16 protein-coding genes are annotated in these 17,727 nt (G+C 73.6%); 5 read left to right on the top strand and 11 right to left on the bottom strand.

Going from position 1 to position 17,727, the window contains the following annotated elements:
- Nucleotides 1-64: 64 nt before the first annotated feature.
- The 5 genes from AC4BEG_RS18795 to AC4BEG_RS18775 all read right to left on the bottom strand — a co-directional run bounded on the left by AC4BEG_RS18795 (nt 65) and on the right by AC4BEG_RS18775 (nt 5,946).
- Nucleotides 65-862 carry a type III pantothenate kinase gene (locus tag AC4BEG_RS18795; RefSeq protein ID WP_201870547.1) on the bottom strand — a complete coding sequence of 266 codons (798 nt, stop codon included), beginning with the start codon at nt 860-862 and terminating at the stop codon, nt 65-67.
- A 3-nt stretch (nt 863-865) separates the two neighbouring features.
- Nucleotides 866-1,918 (bottom strand): carboxylating nicotinate-nucleotide diphosphorylase, encoded by a 1,053-nt coding sequence (nadC, locus tag AC4BEG_RS18790; RefSeq protein WP_490700905.1) that lies wholly within the window; start codon nt 1,916-1,918, stop codon nt 866-868.
- Complete coding sequence (locus AC4BEG_RS18785; protein WP_490700904.1) at nt 1,915-3,753, bottom strand: L-aspartate oxidase; 1,839 nt, start codon at nt 3,751-3,753, stop codon at nt 1,915-1,917. The genes nadC and AC4BEG_RS18785 overlap by 4 nt, the downstream gene beginning before the upstream one ends.
- Nucleotides 3,754-3,844: 91 nt before the next feature.
- The gene (gene panC / locus AC4BEG_RS18780) at nt 3,845-5,008 is read right to left on the bottom strand and encodes a pantoate--beta-alanine ligase (RefSeq protein WP_490700903.1); all 1,164 of its coding nucleotides are present in this window, start codon (nt 5,006-5,008) and stop codon (nt 3,845-3,847) included.
- On the bottom strand, nt 5,005-5,946 hold the full coding sequence (locus AC4BEG_RS18775) for a Rossmann-like and DUF2520 domain-containing protein (protein WP_490700902.1): 942 nt from the start codon (nt 5,944-5,946) through the stop codon (nt 5,005-5,007). The genes panC and AC4BEG_RS18775 overlap by 4 nt, the downstream gene beginning before the upstream one ends.
- Nucleotides 5,947-6,092: 146 nt before the next feature.
- Here AC4BEG_RS18775 and AC4BEG_RS18770 point away from each other — a divergent pair, with 146 nt between their 5' ends.
- Nucleotides 6,093-7,286 carry a threonine aldolase family protein gene (locus AC4BEG_RS18770; RefSeq protein WP_490700901.1) on the top strand — a complete coding sequence of 398 codons (1,194 nt, stop codon included), beginning with the start codon at nt 6,093-6,095 and terminating at the stop codon, nt 7,284-7,286.
- On the opposite strand, the gene AC4BEG_RS18765 is transcribed toward AC4BEG_RS18770, so the two are convergent.
- Nucleotides 7,194-7,478: a hypothetical protein gene (locus AC4BEG_RS18765; RefSeq protein ID WP_490700900.1), complete on the bottom strand. Its 285-nt coding sequence runs from the start codon at nt 7,476-7,478 to the stop codon at nt 7,194-7,196. The genes AC4BEG_RS18770 and AC4BEG_RS18765 overlap by 93 nt on opposite strands.
- Before the next feature lie 99 nt (nt 7,479-7,577).
- Between AC4BEG_RS18765 and AC4BEG_RS18760 the strand changes: the two genes are divergently transcribed.
- A complete protein-coding gene (locus AC4BEG_RS18760; RefSeq protein ID WP_490700899.1) occupies nt 7,578-8,660 on the top strand; it encodes a DUF5937 family protein in 1,083 nt (360 codons plus the stop codon).
- A gap of 743 nt (nt 8,661-9,403) precedes the next feature.
- Here AC4BEG_RS18760 and AC4BEG_RS18755 read toward each other — a convergent pair.
- Nucleotides 9,404-10,384: a quinone oxidoreductase family protein gene (locus AC4BEG_RS18755; protein WP_490700898.1), complete on the bottom strand. Its 981-nt coding sequence runs from the start codon at nt 10,382-10,384 to the stop codon at nt 9,404-9,406.
- A gap of 126 nt (nt 10,385-10,510) precedes the next feature.
- Here AC4BEG_RS18755 and AC4BEG_RS18750 point away from each other — a divergent pair, with 126 nt between their 5' ends.
- A complete protein-coding gene (locus AC4BEG_RS18750; protein WP_490700897.1) occupies nt 10,511-10,837 on the top strand; it encodes an ArsR/SmtB family transcription factor in 327 nt (108 codons plus the stop codon).
- Nucleotides 10,838-10,916: 79 nt separating this feature from the next.
- On the opposite strand, the gene AC4BEG_RS18745 is transcribed toward AC4BEG_RS18750, so the two are convergent.
- Together AC4BEG_RS18745 and AC4BEG_RS18740 are read right to left on the bottom strand one after the other, a co-directional pair.
- Entirely contained in the window at nt 10,917-11,618 is a 702-nt protein-coding gene (locus tag AC4BEG_RS18745) for a response regulator transcription factor (protein ID WP_490700896.1), read from the bottom strand.
- A gap of 191 nt (nt 11,619-11,809) precedes the next feature.
- Complete coding sequence (locus AC4BEG_RS18740) at nt 11,810-13,006, bottom strand: sensor histidine kinase (RefSeq protein ID WP_490700895.1); 1,197 nt, start codon at nt 13,004-13,006, stop codon at nt 11,810-11,812.
- Nucleotides 13,007-13,139: 133 nt separating this feature from the next.
- On the opposite strand from AC4BEG_RS18740, the gene AC4BEG_RS18735 reads away from it, so the two are divergent.
- Entirely contained in the window at nt 13,140-14,156 is a 1,017-nt protein-coding gene (locus AC4BEG_RS18735) for an SAM-dependent methyltransferase (protein ID WP_490707124.1), read from the top strand.
- Nucleotides 14,157-14,268: 112 nt separating this feature from the next.
- Nucleotides 14,269-15,411, top strand: a complete 1,143-nt coding sequence (locus tag AC4BEG_RS18730) for an NADH-quinone oxidoreductase subunit D (protein ID WP_490700894.1) — start codon at nt 14,269-14,271, stop codon at nt 15,409-15,411.
- Nucleotides 15,412-15,490: 79 nt separating this feature from the next.
- Here the strand turns inward: AC4BEG_RS18730 and AC4BEG_RS18725 are convergent, their stop codons facing one another.
- Both AC4BEG_RS18725 and AC4BEG_RS18720 read right to left on the bottom strand, forming a co-directional pair.
- Complete coding sequence (locus tag AC4BEG_RS18725) at nt 15,491-16,591, bottom strand: hypothetical protein (protein ID WP_490700893.1); 1,101 nt, start codon at nt 16,589-16,591, stop codon at nt 15,491-15,493.
- A gap of 133 nt (nt 16,592-16,724) precedes the next feature.
- Nucleotides 16,725-17,684: an ABC transporter substrate-binding protein gene (locus AC4BEG_RS18720; RefSeq protein ID WP_490700892.1), complete on the bottom strand. Its 960-nt coding sequence runs from the start codon at nt 17,682-17,684 to the stop codon at nt 16,725-16,727.
- Between the last annotated feature and the right edge of the window lie 43 nt (nt 17,685-17,727).

The following is a 17,727-nucleotide window of genomic DNA, read 5'->3' as shown; positions in this document are numbered from 1 at the left end:
GTGACGACCTATTCCACGGGCCACCGCTCCCGACCGGAGCCGGGGAGCGGCACCCGTTTACCGCTCAGCTCCGGGAGATGTTGCGCTCGTAGACCAGCCGGAGGCCGATCAGAGTCAGCCAGGGCTCATGTTCGTCGATCACCGACGATTCACCGAGCACCATCGGGGCCAGCCCACCGGTGGCGATGACCGTCACCTCCTCCGGGTCCTCCGCCAGCTCCCGCGCCATCCGCCGGACGATCCCGTCGACCTGGCCCGCGAAGCCGTAGAGGATGCCGGACTGCATCGCCTCGACCGTGTTCTTCCCGATCACGCTGCGCGGCCGGGCCAGCTCGATCTTGCGCAGCTGGGCGCCGCGTACACCAAGCGCCTCGACGGAGATCTCGATACCCGGGGCGATCACCCCGCCCACGTACTCACCGCGTGCGCTGACCGCGTCGAAGGTGGTCGCGGTGCCGAAGTCGACCACCACACACGGGCCTTCGTACAGCTCGACGGCGGCCAGCGCGTTGATGATCCGGTCGGCGCCGACCTCCTTCGGGTTGTCCATCAGGATCGGCACACCGGTTTTCACCCCCGGCTCGACCAGGACGGACGGCACATCGCCGTAGTAACGGCGGGTGACCTCGCGCAGTTCGTGCAGCACCGAGGGGACGGTGGAACAGATCGAGATCCCCTCGATGCCGTCGCCGAGTTCCTCGCCGAGCAGCGGATGCATCCCCATCAGCCCCTGGAGAAGCACGGCGAGTTCATCGGCGGTGCGGCGGGCGTCGGTGGAGATCCGCCAGTGCTCGACGATCTCGTCACCGTCGAAAAGCCCCAGGGTGGTATGCGTATTTCCGACGTCGATGGTCAGCAGCATGGCTCAGTTCACCTCGGCCTCGCGCAGGTCCAGGCCGATGTCGAGGATCGGGGACGAGTGGGTGAGCGCGCCGACCGCCAGATAGTCGATGCCGGTCTCGGCGTACGCACGGGCGTTGGCGAGCGTCAGCCGCCCGGAGGACTCCAGGGCGGCGCGGCCCGCGACCAGCTCGACGGCCTGACGGGTCTGCTCCGGTGTGAAGTTGTCGAGCAGGATCAGATCCGCGCCCGCGTCGAGAACCGGCGGGATCTGGTCGAGGGTGTCGACCTCGACCTCGATCGGCAGCTCCGGGAACTCGGTGCGCACGGCGGTGAACGCCTGCGCCACACCGCCCGCCGCGACCACGTGGTTGTCCTTGACCAGCGCGGCGTCCGACAGCGACATCCGGTGGTTGACGCCGCCGCCGCAGCGCACCGCGTACTTCTCCAGCGCGCGCAGTCCCGGGGTGGTCTTGCGGGTGTCGCGCACCTTCGCCTTCGTCCCCTCCAGGACATCCGCCCAGGCGCGGGTCGCGGTCGCGACACCGGACAGCCGGCACAGCAGGTTGAGCGCGCTGCGCTCCCCGGTGAGCAGATCGCGGGTGCGGGTGCGGACGCTCAGCAGCTTCTGCCCGGCCTCGACCCGGTCGCCGTCCTCGACATGCCGCTCGACCTCGAACGCGTCGGTGCAGACGACCGAGAGGATCGCCTCGGCGACCCGCAGCCCGGCGACGGTGCCCGCCTCCCTGGCGGTGAAGTCGCCGGTGGCGACGGCGTCCTCGGGGATGGTCGCCACGGTGGTCACATCCACCCCCTGGTCGAGGTCCTCCTCGATCGCCATATGAGCGATGTCCTCGACCTGGACCGGGTCCAGACCGGCGGCGGTCAGCAGCGCGGCGAGATCGGGGTCGAGGCCGCACTCCATCGGGTCCAACCCGTAGGCGCCGTCGCGTTCGGCGGTGGCGCTGTCGCAGCCGCACGCGTCACCGCAGCCGCCGCCCGCCCCCTCGTCGGCAAGGCCGGTCGGGAGCAGCGGGAGGGCCACTGGCAGTCGGCGGTCGTCGGAGGTGCTGCTCACGGATGGGACTCCGTCTCGGTTCGAGGGGTGGGTGGGGCGACCGCGGGGCGGACGGGATTGGGGAACGACGCGGAGTCCGTCGTACGGACGTCGAGGGAGCCGCCGGGCCGCAGGGTGACCAGCAGATGGCGGCGCCAGGCGGCGTCGTCCCGCTCGGGGCGGTCCTCGCGCCAGTGGCAGCCGCGGGTCTCCTCCCGGCGCCGGGCGGCGGCGACGAGCACCCGGGCGACGAGGAGGAGGTTGGTGGCCTCCCAGGTCTCGACGCCGGGCTCGGCCGTCTTGCCGTTGTGCCGCAGCTCGTCCACGGCCTCGTCCCGGACCTGGTCCAGCCGCTCGGCGGCACGGGCCAGGCTCTCGGCGGAACGGAGCACCCCCGCACCGTCGGTCATGATCCGCTGAATCACGTACCGCGCCTCGGAGGCCAGCAGCGGCGAGGCGGTGTCCGCGGCGGGCCGCGCGGGTGCGTCCGGCCCGGACACAGCCGGTTCGGACACGGCAGGCTCCGGCGGCGCGTCCAGGACGGCGGTGATGTCCGCCGCGATGCGCTCGGCGAAGACCAGGCCCTCCAGCAGGGAGTTGGAGGCCAGACGGTTCGCGCCGTGGACGCCGGTGCAGGCGACCTCACCGCAGGCGTAGAGACCCACGACGGAGGTACGCCCGTGCAGATCGGTGCGGACGCCGCCGCTCGCGTAGTGGGCGGCCGGGGCGACCGGAATGGGCTCGGTCACCGGGTCGATGCCGTTCGCCCGGCAGGCGGCGAGGATGGTCGGGAAGCGCTGCTCCCACATCTCCGCGCCGAAGTGCCGGGCGTCCAGGTACATATGCTCGGCGCCCTGCTCGAGCATGCGCCGCAGGATGCCCTTGGCCACGATGTCGCGCGGGGCCAGCTCGGCCAGCTCGTGCTGACCGCGCATGAAGCGCACTCCGTCGGCGTCGACGAGATACGCGCCCTCGCCCCGCACCGCCTCCGAGACCAGCGGCTGCTGGCCCTCGGCCTCCCGGCCGAGCCACAGCACCGTGGGGTGGAACTGCACGAACTCCAGGTCGGAGATCTCCGCCCCGGCGCGCAGCGCCAGCGCGACCCCGTCGCCGGTGGAGACCGCGGGGTTGGTGGTCGCGGAGAAGACCTGGCCCATGCCGCCGGTGGCGAGGACGACCGCGGGCGCGTGCACCGCGCCCACGCCGTCCCGCTGGCCCTCGCCCATCACATGCAGGGTGACGCCGGAGGCGCGGCCGTACGCGTCCTTCAGCAGATCCAGCACCAGCGCGTTCTCGACGGTGTCGATCCCGGCCGCGCGGACCGCGTCGACCAGGGCCCGGGAGATCTCCGCGCCGGTCGCGTCGCCGCCCGCGTGGGCGATCCGGCGGCGGTGGTGGCCGCCCTCGCGGGTCAGCAGGATCTCGCCGGTGGTCTCGTCGGCGTCGAAGCGGGCGCCGGTGGCGATGAGCCGGCGCACCGCGCCGGGGCCCTCGGTCACCAGGGCCCGGACCGCCTGCTCGTCACAGAGCCCGGCGCCCGCGACGAGGGTGTCGTCGAGGTGCTGCTCGGGGGTGTCGCCCTCGCCGAGCGCGGCGGCTATACCGCCCTGGGCCCAGCGGGTGGAGCCGTCGTCCAGCCGGGCCTTGGTGACCACGGTGACCTTCGCCCCGGCGGCGGCACAGCGCAGCGCGACGGTCAGCCCCGCGACCCCGGAGCCGACCACCACGACATCGGCCTCGGTGGCCCAGCCGGGGGCGGGGGCGCGCAGCGCGCCGACGGACGGGGCGGCGGCCGGGGCGGCGCCGGGGCCGCCGGGCTGCCGCGGCTCGTCGTGCCGTATGGCGTCGGCCGTCATCGGGTGCTCCACGGGGCCGCGAGGGCTCGGCTCGGGCACGCGCCGGGGGTACGCGGGCGTGCTACGGGCAGAGGGGACGTCGGGCACTTCATCAGGCTTGCCTCGCAGGGTCGCTTTCGTACGCATCCCCCGGGCCGCCGTCTCGTCGGGCGGCTCCGAACCACAGGCGGATGTTGTCGATCAGACGGGTGGTGCCGACCTTGGCGGCGACGGCCAGGACCGCCTCGCCGGTGTGGTCGTCGGGGGCCTCGGAGAAGTCCGTAGGGTCGATGAGCCCGACATAGTCGAGCGCGAGGGGCGGTTCGCAGTGGCTCGCCTCGTCGAGCACCGCGCGGGCGGCGGCCCGTACCGCCGCGGGTGAGGCGGCCGCTATGAGCCCGTCCGGCACGCCCGTACACGCGGGGGCACCGGATGGCCGCCCGGCCGCCCAGGGGCCGCGCGGCCGCTGCGGTACGTCCCGCGCGTCCGGACCGTCCGGTGCGCCGGGACCGTCCTGTGCGCCGGGGGCGGCCGGGACGTCCGCCGGGGCTTCGGCGTCCGCACCGCGTCCCGCCGCCGACCGACCCGCGTCCCGCCCGGCGAACAGCGCCCGGGACAGCGCCAGCGCGGTGCGCCGCTCGTCCTCCGAGAGGTAGCGGTTGCGGCTGGAGAGGGCGAGGCCGTCGCCCTCCCGGACGGTCGGCACGCCGACCACCTCGACCGGGAAGTTGAGGTCCTCCACCATCCGCCGGATCAGCGCGAGCTGCTGTGCGTCCTTCTCGCCGAAGAACGCCACGTCCGGGCGGGTGAGATGGAGCAGCTTGGCGACGACGGTCAGCATCCCGTCGAAGTGGCCGGGGCGGGACGCGCCCTCGTACCGCTCGCCCAGCGGCCCCGCGGCGAGCCGGATCAGCGGCTCACCGCCGGGATACACCTCGTCCAGGCGCGGGGCGAAGACGATGTCGGCGCCCGCCGCGGCCGCGACCTCCAGATCGGCGTCGAGGGTGCGCGGATAGCGGTCCAGGTCCTCGCCCGCGCCGAATTGCAGCGGGTTCACAAAGACGGTGACGGTCACCAGGCCCTTGGCGCCGACCCGGGCGCGGGCGGCGCGGATCAACGAGGCGTGTCCCTCGTGCAGCGCGCCCATGGTCATCACCACCGCGGCCCGCCCCGGTACGGCGAAGTGGGCGACCGCGACGTCGAAGTCGGCGCGGCGGGTGTACAGCTCGACATCCGGCTCACCGGGTCCGGCCCTGGTCCACAGCTTCGGGCTCATGCTCCCGTCCCTCCCCGGCCCGGCCCCGGTACGTCCGAGACATCCGACAGAACGCCCAGCAGGTCTTCCGCCAGCTCCGGCTTGAGCAGGCCGTGGGCGAGCGCGCGGTCCGCCGTCGTACGGGCCATCGCCAGATATCCGGCGACCGCCTGCGGGGCGTGCCGCCGCAGCTCGGCCACATGGGCCGCGACCGTGCCCGCGTCACCGCGCGCGACCGGGCCGGTGAGCGCTGCGTCACCGCTGCGCAGGGCGTTGTCCAGCGCGGCGCCGAGCAGCGGGCCGAGCATCCGGTCCGGGGCGCCGACTCCCGCGCCGCGCAGCAGCTCCATGGCCTGAGCGACCAGTGTGGTGAGGTGGTTGGCGCCGATGGCCAGCGACGCGTGGTAGAGCGGGCGGGCCTCCTCCTCGATCCACTCGGGCTCGCCGCCCATCTCGATCACCAGCGCCTCGGCCGCCAGCCGCAGCTCCTCGGGGGCGGTGACGCCGAAGGAGCACCCCGCCAGGCGCTGCACGTCGACCGAGGTGCCGGTGAAGGTCATCACGGGGTGCAGCGCGAGCGGCAGCGCACCGGCCCGCAGCGCGGGCTCCAGCACCCCGACTCCGTACCGCCCGGAGGTGTGCACCAGCAGCTGGCCGGGGCGCACCGCGCCGGTCTCGGCCAGCCCGGCGACCAGCTCGGGCAGGGCGTCGTCGGGGACGGTGAGGAGGACCAGCTCGGCCCGCGCCAGCACCTCGGCGGGCGGGACGACGGGAACCCCGGGAAGCAGATCGGCGGCCCGGCGCACGGAGGCGTCGGAGACACCGGAGGCGGCGACGGGGCGGTGCCCGGCCAGGCGCAGCGAGGCGGCGAGAGCCGGGCCGACGCGGCCCGCGCCGACGACCCCTACGGTGAGCCGGGCCGGGCGCTCCTGCGGCTCGGGAAGTGGATGTGCGTTCACGCGACAGCGGCCTTCCGTTCCAGTCCTCAGGGGGTACCGGACGATTCCCCGCCATGCTACGCGAGTGTCCCGGGGCGGCCCGGGTGCGTCCCCAGCCCTGTGGAAAACCCTGGTCGGGGGGACTCCGCTTGCGCCATCATCGGCCCATGGCGGACAGCGGCGGCACAGACGACGTGATCAGCGCGGACGACGAACAGCGGGCCGCGCGGGAGCGCAGACGCGCGGCCTGGCGCGGCTCCGCGCGGACGCTCGCGCGCGGTGCGGCGGAGCACCGGATCGGTGAGCGGCTGGCCCGGCTGGCGGCCGAGCCGCCCGCCGGTTACGACCTGGACGCCGGGGTGGACCTCTACGGCGACGGCATCGTGGAGGAGCTGGAGCGGCGGGTGGCCGGACTGCTCGGCATGGAGTCCGCCGCGTTCTTCCCCACCGGCACCATGGCCCAGCAGATCGCGCTGCGCTGCTGGGCGGGGCGCACCGGCAGCCCTGTGGTGGCGGTGCATCCGCAGGCGCACCTGGAGGTCCACGAGCGGGACGCCTATCTGACGGTGAGCGGACTGCGCGCGGTGCGTCCGACGACCGAGCCGCGGCTGCCCACCGCCGAGGAGATCCGCGACCTCGACGAGCCCTTCGGCACCCTCGCCCTCGAACTGCCGCTGCGCGACGCGGGCTTCGTACTGCCCGCGTGGGACGAGCTGGTGGCCGTCGTGGCCGCCGCGCGGGAGCGGGACGCGGTGGTCCACTTCGACGGGGCCCGGCTGTGGGAGTCCACCGTCCACTTCGGCCGCACGCTGCCGGAGATCGCGGGCCTGGCGGACACCGTGTACGTGTCGTTCTACAAGTCGCTCGACGGGCTCTCCGGAGCGGCCCTGGCGGGGCCCGAAAGTCTGATCGCGGAGGCGAGGGCCTGGCGGCACCGGTACGGCGGCGCGCTGTTCCAGCAGTGGCCCGCCGTGCTCAGCGCGCTGGCCGGGCTGGACCGCGAACTGCCGAGGCTGCCGTCGTACGTGGCGCACGCCCGGGTCGTGGCCGGGGCGCTGCGCGAGGCGTTCGCCGCGGCGGGGGTGGCGTGGTCGCGGATCCACCCCGAGGTGCCGCACACCCACCAGTTCCAGGTGTGGCTGCCGTATCCGGCGCCGACGCTGGACGAGGCGGGGGTGCGGCTGGCGGAGGAGACCGGGACCACGCTGTTCCACCGCTGGCACGAGCCGGGCCCGCCCGGCCTCGCCATGACGGAGGTGACGGTCGTCTCACCCGCACTGGACTGGACGGCCGACGACGTCACCGCCGCGGCGCACGCCTTCCTCGCCCGGGTCCGGGAGGTCGCCGCGGAAGCCGGCTGAACCGCCGCGGCGCAACATCCCGGCCAGCCGCTCCCGGAGGCCCGGGAACCGCGCGGCGGGGCGGGCCGCCGCGCGGTACTCGCGCAGCTCCCGCAGCGTGCGCCAGTCGTTCCGGCCCGGTGCGGGCGGGGCGGGTTCGCCGCGCTGGGCGGCCCGGTACAGATCGAGTGCGTACTGCTGAGTGATGGTCATGACCCGAGATTCCGCCCGGCCGCGGCGCCCGGTCACGCCGATTGACGATCGCCGTCAATCGACGGCCGCGACTGGCCGGAACTCCCGCACCATGGGGCCATGGCCAACGTCATCGACATCGCCGGACTGCCGCCCGAGCGCATCGTCTTCAGTCCGTCCCCGCTCGCCGAGCTGGGTGCCGCGCTCCATGTGCTCTCCGAGCCCGGCCACCACCCCGGGCTGCACGGCTGGGCCACCGCCACGGCGTCGGGCCTGAAGCCGGATCTCGCGGACCGGCTGCACGAGGCCGACTTCCTGTGGCGTTCGGCCCGCTGCGACCTGCTGCTCCCGGGGCACCCCGGGGCCACGCTCACCGAGGAGCTGGACGCGCTGGACCGGGTCGACGACGAGACGTATCTGACGGCGGCCTTCGAGATCAGCTGCTCCACCACGTACACCCGGTGCAGGCCCTCGCCCCTGGTCGACGCGGACGCGCGGGCGCGGGTCCGGGAGATGGCGGCGGCCCGCGGCCCCCGTCAGGCGGCCTTCACCGACCGGATGCTGGACGACCCGGCCGGGCTGCGGGTGTGGTTGCGGCGGCTGCTGGAGGACTGCCAGGAGGCGTTCTTCGCCGACACCTGGCAGCGGGTGCGGATCCAACTGGCCGCCGACGCCCGCCACAAGGGTGAGCTGCTTCAGCGCAAGGGGCTCACGGCGGCGCTGACGGCGGCGTCGGCCGCGCTGTCGCTGTCCGATGACGGCGACCGCGTCCTGGTCGACAAGCTGGCCGCCGGGCGGACGACAGCCTCGGGCGACGGCCTCACCCTCATCCCGACCGCCTTCGGCTGGCCGCATCTGCTCGTCGTGCACGCGCCCGGCTGGCGGCCGGTGATCCAGTACCCGGTCGCCTCGCCCGAACTCCCCGCGCCCGCGGCCCTGGAGCTCGTCCAGCACCGTATGGAGGCCCTGTCCCACCCGATGCGGATGCAGCTGTGCCGCATGCTGGCCCGCGGCCCACACACCACCGGGGAGCTGTCCGAGGCATACGGCATCACGCCGCCGGAGGTCTCCCGCCACATCTCCGTCCTCAAGAAGGCCGGTCTGCTCACCACCCGCCGCCGCGGCCGCTACGTCCTCCACCAACTGGAACTGACGGCGGTGGCCCGGCTGGGCACGGACTTCGTGGAATCGGTCCTCCGCTGAGGTGCCTGCCGGGAATCCCGGGGAACCTCCGCGTCCCCCGACGGCCCCCGCCCAACCCGGCCCGGCACCGACGGCGGCGCCCACGAGGCGGCAGACCCGCCCCGCCACGCGGGTGCCCTGGAGACCCCGGCGCCGGACCCGGCGAGCAGCCGACGACGTGGCGGCGGAGTGCCTACGCGACCCCAGCCGCCACCGGCACGGCACAACCCGCTCCCGCCATCCGCGGGGGCGGGGCCCCGCGTCCCCCGACGGCCCCGTAGTCCGGCCCGGCCCTCGAGGCACATCCCCGAGAACGCCCCGGCGGGGCCTGCCCGCCACGCCGCCGTACGCCGAGACGTGCCTCCGCCCGATCCAGCCCAGCGCCGACGGCGGCGCCCCGAGGCGGCAGACCCGCCTCGCCACGCGGGTGCCCTGGAGCCCCCGCGCCTTCCGGCGCCTCGCCCCGGCGCCAGAACCGGGTGGGGAGTTGACGTGGCTCGCGCGGGAACGCCCCGGCGGGGCCTGCCGCCACCGCGCGGGCCCCCGCAACGTGCCCAGCCCACCGGCCGCGCGGGCCGTACCTGCCCGGGGCCCGCAGCCGTGCCCCGGGCAGGTCAACGCACGGCGCCGTACGCCCAGATGCGCCCCCGCGCGGCACGCTCCCCACCGCGTCCCCCGCCCGACCCGGCCCCGGCGCGCCGACGGCGGCGCCCACGAGGCGGCAGACCCGCCCCGCCACGCGGGTGCCCTGGAGACCCCTCGGGTCAGGCGGCTGTCGTGTGGAGGAGGAGCTTGCCCGTGGTGGTGCGGGTTTCGATCAGGCGGTGTGCCTCGGCGGCCTCGGCCAGGGGGAATTCGGCCGTGACGGGGAGTTCCACCTTGCCCTCCGCCACCGGGCGGAAGGCGCGCTCCGCCAGGGTGCGCAGGGCCTGCGGGTTCTCGGCCGCTAGGTTGAGGATGGAGAAGCCGGAGACCGTACGGGCGCCCGTGTACAGCTCGCCCGGACCGGCCTGCCAGGGCGCCTGGCCGCTCGCGTTGCCGAACGAGACGAGGCGGCCGAAGACCGCGAGGGCGTCCAGGGTGCGGCGGAGGGTGTCGCCGCCGACCGGGTCGAGGGCGAGGTCCACCCCGCGTCCGTCCGTGGCCCGGCGGACGTCCTCGGGGAAGCCGTCGCCGACGAACACCTCGTCGTAGCCGTACTTCAGCGCCTCCTCGGCCTTCTCCTGGCGGGAGACCGCGCCGTAGACCTTCCCGGCCCCGGCCAGCCGGGCCATCTGTCCGGCCACCGTGCCGACGCCGCCCGCCGCGCCCTGCACCAGGACGGTCTCGCCCGCGCGGATGCGCCCCACCTCGTGCAGCAGGGCCTGGACGGTGGGCACCACGGTGGGGAGGGTGGCCGCGGTGCGCGGCGAGACGCCGTCCGGCAGGGCGAAGACGGTCTCCGCGGGTACGGCCACGACCTCGGCGTACGCCCCCGACGTCATGAACGCGGCGACCTCCTGGCCGACCCGCAGCCCGGTGACGCCCTCCCCCACCGCGCGGATCCGGCCGGACGCCTCCAGGCCCGGGGTGAACGGGAAGGCGGAGACGCGGTAGCCGACGGAGCGGGCCTTGATGTCCGCGAAGTTGATGCCCGCGTAGGCGACTTCGACGGTCACCTCGCCGGGGCCGGGCGACGGTTCCGCCACCTCGGTAAGGCGCAGTACCTCCGGCCCGCCGAGCTCCTCCACAACGACCGCACGCATGCCGGACTCCTCCGCCTAGACTGTTCAATCAATAGCGAACAGCCGCGAGTGTACGTATTTCATCGAACACTCAGCAAAGGGCGGCTCGCAGCAGACGGCAGAGCGACAGAACCGCGGAGGAGAGCGATGAGCCACCGAGCCGCGCCCGAACACACCCACCCCGACGACGTCCCCGTGCAGACCGCGCTCGCGGCGCTCGCCGATCCGGTGCGGATCCAGCTGGTCCGCGAACTGGCCGGGGCGGCCGACTGGGAGCGCACCTGCGGCACCTTCGACGTACCGGTGGGCAAGGCGGCGCTCAGCCACCACTTCTCCGTGCTCCGCGCGGCCGGGCTGATCGAGCAGCGCGACGCGGGCCCCAAGCGGGTCAACCGGCTGCGGCGGCCGGAGTTCGACGAGCGCTTCCCGGGTCTGCTCGACCTGGTCCTGCGCGACGAGGAGCGCGGGGCCTGACCGGCCGCAGGACCTCTCGGACAGGCCACCCGGACAGGCCACCCGGACAGGCGGACAGGCCACCCGCGAACAGGCCCCCTCAGGCTCGCGGTCCGCCCGCGCGGATCAGCCCCGTCTCGTACGCCATCACCACCACCTGCACCCGGTCGCGCAGCTCCAACTTGGTCAGGATGCGGCCCACATGGGTCTTCACGGTGGCCTCGGACAGCACCAGCCGCGCCGCGATCTCCCCGTTCGACAGCCCCTGCGCGACCAGCATCATCACCTCGCGCTCGCGCTCGGTCAGCCGCCCCAGCTCCGGCCGGGCCGTGCCGCCCGCCCTGCCGAGACCGCCGCCCGTCTCCCCCAGGCCCGGCAGCATCGGCGCGAAGCGGTCCAGCAGCCGCCGTGTGGTGCTGGGCGCCACGACCGCGTCCCCGCTGTGCACCGCGCGGATCGCCGCGAGCAGTTCGCCCGGCGGCACATCCTTGAGCATGAACCCCCCGGCTCCCGCCTTGAGCGCCGAGAAGGCGTACTCGTCGAGGTCGAACGTGGTCAGGATGAGCACCTTCGGCGCACCCTCCCGCTCACATATGCGCCGGGTCGCCTCCACCCCGTCCAGCTTCGGCATCCGGACGTCCATCAGGACCACGTCCACCTCGGTGGAGCGCAGCACCTCCAGGGCTTCCACACCGTCGCCCGCCTCCGCGACGACCTCCATATCGGGCTGAGCCGCCAACACCATCCGGAAGCCGGTGCGCAGCAGCACTTGGTCATCGACGAGCATGACGCGGATCGACATCCGGTCGGTCCCTTCCCTCGTGGCCTGTGACACGGCACCATCTGGTCCCGCACGGGCGAATCTATGCCGATGTGTAGTGGGGGTACGCCTGGACCTCCGCGTTCGCCCGGTCCGGCGCCCGGCGTACGGCGCCCTGCGAACGGCTGCGGGGCGTCCGGCGTCCTGCGGACCGCCGCCGCGCGGCGGCCCGCTCAGCCGGTCGGCTTCAGCGGCAGCAGGGCGCTGACCCGGAAGCCGCCGCCCGGCCGCGGACCCGCGTCGAGCGTGCCGCCCACCATGCCGATGCGCTCCCGCATCCCGATCAGCCCGTGCCCCTGGCCGTCGGCCCCGCCATCCTCGTACATCTCGCGCCGCGCGCCCCGTCCGTCGTCCTCCACCAGCAGCCCGAGCCCGTCGTCGAAGTAGGTGATGCGCACACTCGCGCCGACGTCCGGGCCGCCGTGCTTGCGGGTGTTGGTCAGCGCCTCCTGCACGATGCGGTACGCGGTCAGCTCCACACCGCTGGGCAGCTGGCGCGGGCTGCCCACGACCTTGAAGTCCACCGGCAGCCCGGCGCCGCGCACCTGCTCCACCAGCTCGTCGATCTGCTCGACGTCCGGCTGCGGCACATAGTCGCTCTCCTCGCCCGGCTCCCCGGTGCGCAGCACCCCCAGCAGCCGCCGCATCTCGGCGAGCGCCTGGCGCCCGGTGCCCGAGATCGTCTCCAGCGCCTGCCGGGCCTGCTCGGGCGAGGCGTCGAGGACATACGCGGCGCCGTCCGCCTGGACCACCATCACCGACACGTTGTGCGCGACGACGTCGTGCAGCTCACGGGCGATCCGGGCCCGCTCGGCGGCCACCGCCACCTTCGCCTGCGCCTCCCGCTCCTTCTCCAGCCGGGCGGCGCGCTCCTCCAGCTGGGCCCAGTAGGCGCGACGGGTGCGCATCGAGTCGCCGAGCACCCAGGCCAGCACGAATGGAATGGTGACGAAGATCGTCGAGACGAGGGCCTGCCATTCGGTCTCCCGCTCGTCCGGCCAGCGCAGGGTCGCCAGAGCGGTCGCGCTGAGTGCCCCGACGAGGGCGAAGCGGGAGTAGCCGCGCGACGCGCTGGCCGCCGCGGTGTAGACGATCATCAGCAGGGCGATATCGGCCGGGTTCGGCAAGATGCCCAGCGCGATCTGGAGGACCCCGCAGACGGTGGCCAGCACCAGCATCTTCTCGGGGGCGCGGCGGCGCAGCGCCATGGTCGTGCACAGGGCCGCGATCACCGGCAGCGCGCCGATCCGCGGCTCGGCCCCCAGGGACGCCTCCGCGTACCAGAGCAGACCGACGCCGAAGAGAAGGACGGCCCAGAAGGTGTCCACCCCAGTCGGGTGACGGCGGAGAAAGTCGTAGAGGCGCTGCACGTCACCCAGCGTATGCAGGTCGGATACCCCGATGGGTCAGTCCGACGGGCGATCCGTGCCGCCGCGCCCTACTCCGGAAGGTGGATACGGCTCCGTTTCGCCGTACCTCTAGCGTGGCGGTGTGGCGAACGACATGCGCGAATGGAGCGGCTGGCGCACCGCGGCCGAACGCGCCCTCTACGGAACGGAAGGCTTCTTCCGGCGCGCGGAAGGACCGGCCGGGCACTTCCGCACCTCCGTACATGCCTCGCCCCTGTACGCGCGGGCCGTCGCGGAGCTGCTGGGCCGGGTCGACGAGGCACTGGGGCGGCCGGAGGAGCTGGCGCTGGTGGACATGGGCGCGGGCCGCGGCGAACTGCTGACCTCCGTCCTCGCCCTGGCACCCGGGATGCCGCACGGGCGGGCCGCGCGGCTGCGCCTGTGCGCCGTGGAGCGGGCGCCGCGCCCCGCCGAGCTCGACGGCCGGATCGAGTGGCACGACGCCCCGCCGGACGGGGTGACGGGGCTGCTCTTCGCCAATGAGTGGCTGGACAACGTCCCGGTGGACATCGCCGAGACCGACGCCGAGGGAGGTCCGCGCCTGGTCGAGGTCCGCGCGGCGGACGGCACCGAACGGCTCGGCCCGCCGGTGCACGGCGCCGACGCCGACTGGCTTGCCCGCTGGTGGCCCCTGGACGGCGCGGAACCGGGCAGCCGCGCCGAGGTCGGCCGGCCGCGCGACGAGGCGTGGGCACGGGCCGTGGGGTCGCTGCGGGCGGGGCTCGCGGTCGCCGTCGACTACGCCCACGAGCGCGCCGCCCGTCCCCCCTTCGGCACGCTCACCGGCTTCCGTGACGGCCGCGAGGTGCGTCCCGTCCCCGACGGTTCGTGCGATCTCACGGCGCATGTGGCACTGGACGCGTGCGCGGCCGCCGCGGGCGGGGAGCGTCCCCCGCGGCTGCTGTCCCAGCGGGAGGCGCTGCACTCCCTGGGCGTCGACGGCGGCCGTCCCCCGCTCGCCCTGGCCTCCCAGGACCCCGCGGCGTACGTCCGGGCGCTCAGCGCGGCGGGCGAGGCGGCGGAGCTGACCGATCCGGCGGGGCTGGGCGCCTTCGGCTGGCTGCTCCAGCCGGTGGGTCCCGCCTGCGCGGGCCCCGGCGGACCGCTGTAGCCCCTCCCGGTGGACCGCCGGAGGCTCCCCACCGGACGGACGCGGCTCGGCGGCGGCGGACCAGGGACGGAGCCCTGGCGGGGCGCTCCGGGCGAGCTGACAGACTGGTCCCATGACGGAGACGACAGTCGGCATCGGCGGCGCCGCGGAGAGCACCGACATGGTGCTCAACATCGGTCCGCAGCACCCCTCCACCCATGGGGTGCTGCGGCTGCGACTGGTCCTGGACGGGGAGCGGATCGAGCACGCCGAGCCGGTGATCGGCTATATGCACCGCGGTGCCGAGAAGCTCTTCGAGGCGCGCGACTACCGCCAGATCATCATGCTCGCCAACCGTCACGACTGGCTCTCCGCCTTCTCCAACGAGCTGGGCGTCGTCCTCGCCGTGGAGCGGATGCTCGGCATGGAGGTCCCGGAGCGCGCGGTGTGGACACGCACCCTGCTCGCCGAGCTGAACCGGATCCTCAACCATCTGATGTTCCTCGGCTCCTACCCCCTGGAGCTGGGCGGGATCACGCCGATCTTCCACGCGTTCCGGGAACGCGAGGACCTCCAGCACGTGATGGAGGAGGTCTCCGGCGGCCGGATGCACTACATGTTCAACCGGGTCGGCGGTCTCAAGGAGGACCTCCCGGCGGGCTGGCTCGGCAGGGCCCGCCAGGCCGTGGCCGAGGTGCGTTCGCGGATGGACGTCTACGACCGTCTGGTGCTCGGAAACGAGATCTTCCGCGGCCGTACCCGCGGGATCGGCACCCTGAGCCGTGAGACGGTCCATGCCTACGGGGTCAGCGGACCGATCGCGCGCGGCGCGGGCGTGGACTTCGATCTGCGGCGTGACGAGCCGTATCTGGCCTACGGGGAGCTCCAGGACACCCTGAAGGTCGTGGTGCGCGAGGAGGGCGACTGCCTCGCCCGCTTCGAATGCCTGCTGGAGCAGACCCACAACTCCCTGGAGCTGGCCGACGCCTGTCTGGACCGGCTCGCCGAACTGCCGCCGGGGCCCATCAACCAGCGGCTGCCCAAGGTGCTCAAGGCGCCCGAGGGCCACACCTACGCCTGGACCGAGAACCCGCTCGGCATCAACGGCTACTACCTCGTCTCCAAGGGCGAGAAGACGCCCTACCGGCTGAAACTCCGCTCGGCCTCGTACAACAACATCCAGGCCCTGACGGAGCTGCTGCCGGGCACGCTAGTGGCCGACATGGTGGCGATCCTGGGCTCGATGTTCTTCGTCGTCGGCGACATCGACAAGTAACGGACGGCCGGGGGACAAGCGGCGCGGCCGCCCATAGGGGCGGCCGCCGCTCCTTCCACGATCACGAGATCGCGACGGATCACGAGATCGCGCTGCGCAGCTCCGCGATCTCGATCTGCTCGGTCTCGTCGTGCGCCGTCAGGTCGATGACCTCACCCGCGGCGCCCTTCTCCGACTCGGCCATCGTCTCCGCGCCGATCACATCGGCGAGATCCTCCTCGGCCGCCGCGTCGGCGGAGGCGTCGGAGGCGTCGGAGGCGGATCCGGCGGCCTCGGGCCCGGACTGCTCCGGCCGCCGCGCCTTCGGCTGCTTCTTCTGGGTGCCGAAGTAGTCGAAGCCGGAGTCGGTACGGGCCGCCGCGGTGCGGGCGGTGGTGTAGGGCACCACCGCCGAGGCGACCGTACGGGCGTGGCTGCGCGGCTCCGGCGGGCCGTCACGCTCGTCGGCCGCCGGGGACTTCCCCGGCGAGGCGGCACCGTCCCTGTCCCGGTCCTCGCCCCGGTCGTCCTCACCGGCCGCGGCCGTGTCGCGCTCCGTGGCCTCCTGGCCGGCGGACGGCCGTCGGCGCTCGCGCTCCTCCTGCTGGCGCCGCGCGTTGGGCACCAGCTTGCTCAGCGCCTCGTTGGCCTTGACGTACGCCTCGGGGGTGGGCGCGGAGGTGGCGGACTCGGTATCGGGCGCCTCGGGCTCGGAGGGCGCCGCCTCCAGCTCCCGCGCCGGGGTCGCGGCCTCCAGCGCGAGCTGTCGGCGGCCCTCCAGGGCGCTGGCGCGCTCGGTCTCGGCCGTGGCGTACCGGCGCAGCAGCTCGGCGTGCTCATTGCGCAGCCGGGCCAACTCGGACCGCTTGGCGCGCAGCTTGGCGTTGAGCGCGGCGCGGAGCTCGGCCGACTTCTCGGCGTCCGCCTCGAGGTCCGCGATCCGCTCCTCGTACTTGAGCTCCTGGCGTGCGGTCTCGCTCACGGCCTCCGCGACCCGGCGGCCGGCCGCGCGGTCCCAGCGGCGCATCAGCACCGCTCCGACGACCGCCGCGGCCGCCGCGGTCGCGACGAGCCCACGGATGACGACCGTATCGCCGACCAGCCAGGCACCGCCGGCGCAGGTTATTGACGCACCGGCGACCGACAGCGGAGTGAGAAGCCTGTGCAACGGTGGGGATTGGCGGTGGCGTCCACGTGGCATGGCCCGAAACTTACCTTGCATACGGGGCGTTTGGGTGCCCGCCGGGCCAGATCTGTTGTCAATCCGTTGACAAATACGGCCGGGCCGCCGGGCCTGCCCGCTCTCGGGCAGGCACTCCCGGGCGGCGGTGGTCCTACTTCACCAGCCCCTTGTCCTTGAGGTAGTCGGCGGCGACATCAGCGGGCTTGAGCCGCTCGGCATCAACCTTCTTGTTGAGTTGGGTGAGATCGGCCGTCGTCAGTACGGCGCTCAACTTGTTCAGCGTGTCGGCGATCTTCTTTGATCCCGCCGACTTCGCATTCACCACCGGAAGGACGTTGTCCGCGTTCTGGAGATTCTTGTCGTCGTCCAGCAGGACCAGACCGAACTGGTCGAGAGTGGCGTCCGTGGTGGTGGTCAGGAGCATCTGGTCCTTGCCGTCCTTGACCGCCTGCTTGGCCTGGACGCTGCCGATGTCCAGCGGGTCGATACCGGCGACATCGATGCCGTAGGTCTTCTCCAGACCCGGCTGACAGAACGGCCGCTTCGGGCATTCGTCACCCGCCGCCAGCGTCACCTTCTGCTTGGACTTCCCCAGGTCGGAGAGGGTCTTGAGCTTATGTTCCGTCGCGAAGTCCTTGGTGACCGCGAACGCGTTCTGATCCACCGCCTTACCTGGCTCGAGCACCTTCAGCCCGCGCGCCTCGGCCAGCTTCTTCAGCGCCGCCACGGTGTCGCCGACGTCCGAGGAGGCCACCGGGTCGGCATTCGGCCCGTTCTTCTTCTGGTTGAGGAATTCGGCGAGCGTCGCCGCGTACTCCGGCACCACATCCATCTGACCCTTCTCCAGGGCCGGTTCATACAGCTCGCGGGTGTCGACCGTCTTGAGCGAGGTGGAATATCCGGCGTCCTCCAGAAGCCCCGCGTACAACTCGGCGAGGATCTTCGATTCGGCGAACGAGGCGGTTCCGATCACCAGTGAGCCCTTGCCCGGTTTCCCGGAGCTGTCACCACCGCCGGACTTCTCCAGGCTCTCGCCGCCGCAGGCGGTCAGACCGGCCGCCAGCGCCATGACACCCGCCGCGGCTCCCGCCACCCGATAGATCTTGCTCATGGGTTTCCCATCCATAGATTTCCGGACGTTCTCCGTCGTGGGG

The sequence above is a fragment of the Streptomyces sp. JLBJ103 genome, assembly GCF_058215575.1.
The sequence above is the reverse complement of the archived record's forward strand: the minus strand, read 5'-3'. Positions and strand labels throughout refer to the sequence as shown.

Excerpts from the sequence above, each read along its gene's own strand:
- AC4BEG_RS18795 (WP_201870547.1), bottom strand. The coding sequence starts at position 862 with ATGCTGCTGACCATCGACGTCGGAAATACGCATACCACCCTGGGGCTT.
- AC4BEG_RS18785 (WP_490700904.1), bottom strand. The coding sequence starts at position 3,753 with ATGACGGCCGACGCCATACGGCACGACGAGCCGCGGCAGCCCGGCGGC.
- panC (WP_490700903.1), bottom strand. The coding sequence starts at position 5,008 with ATGAGCCCGAAGCTGTGGACCAGGGCCGGACCCGGTGAGCCGGATGTC.
- AC4BEG_RS18770 (WP_490700901.1), top strand. The coding sequence starts at position 6,093 with ATGGCGGACAGCGGCGGCACAGACGACGTGATCAGCGCGGACGACGAA.
- AC4BEG_RS18765 (WP_490700900.1), bottom strand. The coding sequence starts at position 7,478 with ATGACCATCACTCAGCAGTACGCACTCGATCTGTACCGGGCCGCCCAG.
- AC4BEG_RS18760 (WP_490700899.1), top strand. The coding sequence starts at position 7,578 with ATGGCCAACGTCATCGACATCGCCGGACTGCCGCCCGAGCGCATCGTC.
- AC4BEG_RS18755 (WP_490700898.1), bottom strand. The coding sequence starts at position 10,384 with ATGCGTGCGGTCGTTGTGGAGGAGCTCGGCGGGCCGGAGGTACTGCGC.
- AC4BEG_RS18750 (WP_490700897.1), top strand. The coding sequence starts at position 10,511 with ATGAGCCACCGAGCCGCGCCCGAACACACCCACCCCGACGACGTCCCC.
- AC4BEG_RS18745 (WP_490700896.1), bottom strand. The coding sequence starts at position 11,618 with ATGTCGATCCGCGTCATGCTCGTCGATGACCAAGTGCTGCTGCGCACC.
- AC4BEG_RS18735 (WP_490707124.1), top strand. The coding sequence starts at position 13,140 with ATGCGCGAATGGAGCGGCTGGCGCACCGCGGCCGAACGCGCCCTCTAC.
- AC4BEG_RS18730 (WP_490700894.1), top strand. The coding sequence starts at position 14,269 with ATGACGGAGACGACAGTCGGCATCGGCGGCGCCGCGGAGAGCACCGAC.
- AC4BEG_RS18725 (WP_490700893.1), bottom strand. The coding sequence starts at position 16,591 with ATGCCACGTGGACGCCACCGCCAATCCCCACCGTTGCACAGGCTTCTC.
- AC4BEG_RS18720 (WP_490700892.1), bottom strand. The coding sequence starts at position 17,684 with ATGAGCAAGATCTATCGGGTGGCGGGAGCCGCGGCGGGTGTCATGGCG.